Origin of the sequence: Oceanobacillus sp. MO10714A (assembly GCF_037072045.1) — a bacterium.
In the GTDB taxonomy this organism is placed as follows: Bacteria; Bacillota; Bacilli; order Bacillales; family Amphibacillaceae; genus Oceanobacillus; species Oceanobacillus indicireducens.
In genome coordinates this window covers 1-5,526 of sequence record NZ_JAXHDC010000085.1, presented here as the reverse complement: position 1 = coordinate 5,526, position 5,526 = coordinate 1, and the positions used below count along the sequence as shown (strand labels likewise).

The 5,526-nt window shown below is 38.9% G+C and carries 4 protein-coding genes; 2 read left to right on the top strand and 2 right to left on the bottom strand.

Going from position 1 to position 5,526, the window contains the following annotated elements:
- The first annotated feature begins 397 nt into the window (after positions 1 to 397).
- On the top strand, positions 398 to 1,135 hold the full coding sequence (locus tag SPD53_RS19385) for an SDR family NAD(P)-dependent oxidoreductase (RefSeq protein WP_336253532.1): 738 nt from the start codon (positions 398 to 400) through the stop codon (positions 1,133 to 1,135).
- Positions 1,136 to 1,584: 449 nt separating this feature from the next.
- Here SPD53_RS19385 and SPD53_RS19380 read toward each other — a convergent pair whose 3' ends face one another.
- On the bottom strand, positions 1,585 to 2,553 hold the full coding sequence (locus tag SPD53_RS19380) for an NAD-dependent epimerase/dehydratase family protein (protein WP_336253531.1): 969 nt from the start codon (positions 2,551 to 2,553) through the stop codon (positions 1,585 to 1,587).
- Positions 2,554 to 3,024: 471 nt separating this feature from the next.
- Complete coding sequence (locus SPD53_RS19375; protein WP_336253530.1) at positions 3,025 to 4,137, bottom strand: Rpn family recombination-promoting nuclease/putative transposase; 1,113 nt, start codon at positions 4,135 to 4,137, stop codon at positions 3,025 to 3,027.
- 203 nt (positions 4,138 to 4,340) lie between these two features.
- Here SPD53_RS19375 and SPD53_RS19370 point away from each other — a divergent pair, with 203 nt between their 5' ends.
- Positions 4,341 to 5,507 carry a YeiH family protein gene (locus tag SPD53_RS19370; protein ID WP_336253529.1) on the top strand — a complete coding sequence of 389 codons (1,167 nt, stop codon included), beginning with the start codon at positions 4,341 to 4,343 and terminating at the stop codon, positions 5,505 to 5,507.
- The last annotated feature ends 19 nt before the right edge of the window (positions 5,508 to 5,526 follow it).

Genomic DNA, 5,526 nt, shown 5'->3' with positions numbered 1-5,526 from the left:
CCCTAGTTGTTTTCCCGTTAAAGTAAGAAGAATATGCTGAAGGGAGAATAAATCCCAGTTATTTTCCCATTAAAGTAAGATGAACATGCTGAAGGGAGAATAACCCCCAGTTGTTTTCCCATTAAACCAGATGAAACGCTAATGGGAAAATAAAACTGACAGTTGCCAGAGGAGGCTCACCAGCCGCTCAGCAGGTGCGAGAGGTGTCAGGACTGCGGACCTCCAGATATCCAAGGAATACATAACTGTTTCAGACTGCGAATGTTGAGTAAATAAGTAAATTCTAAGTTAACTAAATAAGAGAAATGGATTATTTAAGTTGTTAATGATATAATAAAACTTCGATGTTCAACAATTCACAATCGATTTAATTAACGATAATAACGGGGGTTTTCATATGATAAAAACAGCAATCATTACAGGTGGTGGTAGTGGCTTTGGTAGGGAAACAGCTTTAAAGCTTGCGGAGAAAGGAACAAACCTTTCTATTGTTGATCTGTCAAAGGAAAGCGGAGAAGAAACGGTAAGGCTATGTGAGGAGTTTGGAGTGGAAGCAATTTTTGTTGAAGCGGACGTGAGCATCGTGGAAGATGTTCAGCGTTATGTTGCCGAGACAATAGACAAATTCGGAAGAGTAGATTTATTCTTTAACAATGCAGGTATCTCAGGTTCAGGAGTCCGCACACTGGAATGCTCGATTGAAGAATTCCATTCCATTGTAAATGTAAACTTAAATGGAGTCTTCTATGGATTGAAATTTGTTGTGAATGAAATGCTGAAAACTGGCGGTGGTGTGATAGTGAATATGGCTTCTTTAGGAGGTATGGTCGGCAAGCCAACACTTGGGGCTTTTTCTGCAACAAAACATGCGATTATTGGTTTAACCAAAACAATTGCTGCCGAATATGGCGGGGATAATATTCGTATTAATGCGATTGCACCAGGGGCGAACGAGACACCGCTGGTAAGAGCATTCCCACAGGGAGCGATTGATGCAATGGCCGAAGAAGTACCGACGGGTAGATTAGGTCAGCCAAATGAAGTAGGGGATGTCGTAGCATTTTTATTAGGCGAAGAATCATCTTATATTCATGGAGCGGTAATTTCGGTTGATGGGGGAGCGGCTGCATTATAGGTGGAAATAATAGGACCTTATAGGAGCTAGTGAATAGGAGCTGAAGAAAATTGTTTCGTTTGGTCCACTCAACTAGTTTTTTATAATGCCTTAGTGTTAATGGGCGTATTTTAATATATCGAATCAGAATTAGTGGCATATCGAAAGACACCTATACTTGATTTTTCAACCAAAATAAAGGTGTCTGATGATACATCTAAGTGGTTTGTAGACGCTATTTATCACGTATTAACGGTCTGTAATCCCCCCACCTCTAAACAAGAGGGAGAGCCAAAATGTTAAGGTGGGGGATATACAGTCCGTAAATACCTGATTCTGTTCAACAAACATTCAGGGGGGTGGAAAGGAAACCCCCACTGAATGAGTTTCACTTTATGTTAAGTATTTCGTTATGCTTTTTTAGAAATATAGCAATTGTCGTCAACGTATTCTTTTCGTTACTAAAGATATTATTCTAAGCACGCTTTAATACTTTCTACAATAGCTGCATGAATATCATCTTCGTTATACTGTAAAATTGGCATTGTATCTGCTGGATCTAAATAAGCATCACGGTTTTGTATCTCTGCCGTTAATGCTAGATGGATACCATGTTCTTTCCCTTCTTTTGCAGCTTGTTCATCACCTTGTATATATCCTGGCTTCATCTGCTCTAAATCGACAACTTGAACAACCGTATTTTTTTGACCCAATACTTCCGCAATGATTTCAAAGAAGGCTTTATGTTTCATATTCGTTCCAGAAATTGCATACGTTCCACCATGTTCTCCATGTTCTAAGGCGCCGATCGCTGCTTCTGCGACTTGTTTCACGGTAACCATTGCTGAACCGCCACCTAAAACTGGTACAAATTCATTACCTTGAATTTGTGGTAAAAACATTTCCCATAAAGGCTTGCGACCAGGCATTGTTCCAAATATATATGGCAGACGGAGGATCATAACGTCCATCACTCCTGATCCTTCCATGATCGCAACTTCTTCCTGTAAAATTCTAGTACGTGGATAGGCTTGCTCCATTAAAGGCAAATCTGTCCATTGTTCTGCGAAATGAGCAAAATACGATCCGAATATAACAAATCGTTTAATCCCAGCTTTTCTAGCAAGACGTGCAATTCGTTGCGTTGGTAATACGTTTTCACGATAAAAGAAAGCATCAGCAGGTGCATCAGGTACAACTCTCTCGTCGACACCAGCTGCATATACAAACATGTCCATACCCTCAAATAATTTTAATACTTCTTCATCTGACATCTCATTTATATTGCCAAGCCGACAATTGACTTTTGCGGGTAATATATCTTCTGATGGCATAGGTGGTAAAGCAATTGTCGAAACTTCATAACCTCTTCCAAGTAACTCCATAACTGTGTGATATCCTAATAGACCAGTTCCTCCAAGTACAAATACATTTTTCATGAGATAACCTCCTAAAGTTTACTAGAAACTTTACTCATCGGTGAGCATTGATTCTATCTTTATTATATACGCTTAATAAGCCAAAAGCTGTGTATAATATGTGAACAATTTCACTAACCTAACTCTAGGAATTTGAAGTAAGGGACGCTTTAGCATTTTTATTCGGTGAAGTATCATATGATATTTATGGTGCTGTTGGTTAATGCTTTAGAAACACCTACATATGGAAAAGTAATCGTGAAAGATAAAGAGCTTGGTGCCTTACATAATTAGGAACTGTCGCAAGTGAAAATGAATATAAGCTTGATTTTCCAGCAGGAAACATTGAAATAAAACGTCTAGTATTTCCTGAAAGATGGTGAAATATGTAATATGAAAGACCACTTCATCCTTGATTTGTACTGAGGTGGTCTTTTGCATTATCGCCCATTGAGAGTTATGATGATGAGTGGGTGGGTAGCTGAAGATAACTTATTCAGCTATATCTTTTTGAATATCAAGTACTTCCTCTTTTGATAGTCCTGTTATATTCATTACGTATTGGATTTCTGTACCATCTGAAAGAAGGCGTTGGGCTATTGATTTTTTAGCTTTTTTCTCCCCCTGTTCCATTCCCCGTTTCATTCCTCGTTCCATTCCGCGTTTCATTCCACGCTCTATTCCATCTTTCTCTGCTTCCTGTGCCCGGAGCTCTGCCTCTCGCTTTGCCGCTTCTTCATCCAAAATATGCTTTAAGCGAGATTCATAAGCTAAATACTGTTCTGGTGTCATGCTGAGTTCTTCCCAGTTATGAAACGCTTTTCGAAGTGTTTTATCTTCCATTGCAATCTCCTCCAATTCATGATAAATATCTTCATAGAAATTTTTATTCCGATGATCAACCATCCCGAGCAGCAATAGCCACCTAGCTAAAACATCGTTCCAAGGGTCCAGTTTATCTTCTTTCCAGGCTTTCAACAGTTTCGGCATTTCTATATAGTGAAACTCCATGGCGTTTGTCAGCTTGAATTGTTCTTCATCCTCAAATAGATGATACATCGTATGGAAGCGTTCCGTTTGATCAAAAATATTAAAATTCAACAGGTTGATGGAAATAACATCGCTTAGCTCTTTGTATCCCATTCCTGAACGCAACTGGCTGCGGTAGATTCCTGACCAATAATAAATAAAGCGTTTAATCATGTTATATCGATCGGTAAACTGAATTTCAACGTTGATTTTTTCACCAGTAGTGGTGACGACTAATAAGTCAAGTCTTGATTGCTTATCATCGACATGTTCTCCGCCTGCTTCGATATTGGTGAAAGTAATGTCTTTAATCGGATCTCGTCCCGTTTCCTGTAAAAATGCATTTAAAAACACAATGGTAATTTGTTTGTTTTTTTCGATACCAAAAAGTTGCTTAAAAGCGTAATCAATCTTTAAATCCATCAAGCTTGGCAGCGGTATCCGTTTTAGCGCTCTAAATTTTTTGTTGCTTTGGAAATCTGCTTCGTTATTGCTGTAGTCTGCAGGCTCGTCTCTTACTGTATCGTGTATGATGCTTTCTAGGGGGGACTGGCGAAGTGATCTTGTTAATTCCATTATAACACATCCCTTTTGAAGTTTTTAGAATTTAACGAGGACTTACCGAGATGTGATTCTAGTTATAGCAAGAATTAAAGTGAAAGAACAAGTGTTCCGTTATTTTAATTTCTATCATTCTTAAAATTTTTGTCGAAACTATCTTAGTTATGCGATAATAAGGGATGGAGAAAAAGTGCGTATATGAGGGAGGGTAGGTTACCTTGCAAAATGCAATACAACGAAAAGAACCACATTTTTTAATAAATATTTTACCCGGTCTTCTATTATGTCTTCTGATCATGCTCAGCGGGATGTACGGTGCTCGGCTCATCGGGGCAGGTTTAAAAGCTATCGGTTTATTATCTGAAGGCAGCGAAACACCAGTCTCAGGAATTTTTGTTGCAATTATACTTGGAATTATTATTCGAAATTCAATCGGGCTCTCCGATATTTTTACAAAAGGAATCTCCTTTTCGATGAAATATATCTTACGGGCAGGGATTATTTTACTCGGTCTCCGATTGAGTTTGATGGAAGCTTTAAAACTTGGGGCATTCGGAATCCCGCTCATTGTTGCATGTATATCTGTCGGTTTATTTGTAACCTTATTCTTAGCTAATAAAATGAATCAGTCCATGCGTCTGGCAACTTTAATTGCAAGCGGAACGAGCATTTGTGGTGTCACTGCAATTATGGCGACATCTCCTGTAATAAAGGCGAAGGAAAATGAAATTTCTTATGCGGTAGCGAATATTACAATCTTTGGTTTAACAGGGATGTTGTTGTATCCATTTCTCGCTCATTTATTATTTGCGGAGGATGCGATTAAGGCTGGGTTATTCTTAGGTACCGCTATCCATGATACAGCGCAGGTGACCGGAGCAGCGTTAATTTATGATCAGTTTTATCAGATGCCGCAAGTGGTGGATGCAGCAACGGTTACGAAATTGACGAGAAATCTATTTATCATTGCGATCATTCCTTTTGTGTCTTATTTATTTTTTAGCAAGTCGAAGGAGCAGGCTGTTCAGGCAGAAAATAAAGAGGACAGGTTGCCGAAATGGTATACATTCATTCCGTTATTTGTCATTGGATTTCTAATTCTTTCTATTATGCGAACGATCGGGGATGCAACATTGGAAAGTACAGGAAATGCATTTGGTATTTTCGCGTCTGATAGCTGGAGCAGTATCTATACAAATCTTAGTTCATTTGGAACGACGTATCTCCTTGGGATGGCGATGGCTGGAGTTGGACTATCAACGAATTTCAAGATGTTTAAAGGATTAGGGCTAAAGCCGTTTTATATTGGATTTGTCGCAGCAGTTTCTGTGGGAGTGGTTAGTGGAGTGCTGATTTGGTTATTTGGCGGGTTTGTTAGGCTTTAGAAGGTTTAACCCCAAAAAA

What these genes read in the sequence shown, in the direction of transcription:
- SPD53_RS19375 (WP_336253530.1), bottom strand. Translation starts at nt 4,137, where the DNA reads ATGGAATTAACAAGATCACTTCGCCAGTCCCCCCTAGAAAGCATCATA.
- SPD53_RS19385 (WP_336253532.1), top strand. Translation starts at nt 398, where the DNA reads ATGATAAAAACAGCAATCATTACAGGTGGTGGTAGTGGCTTTGGTAGG.
- SPD53_RS19380 (WP_336253531.1), bottom strand. Translation starts at nt 2,553, where the DNA reads ATGAAAAATGTATTTGTACTTGGAGGAACTGGTCTATTAGGATATCAC.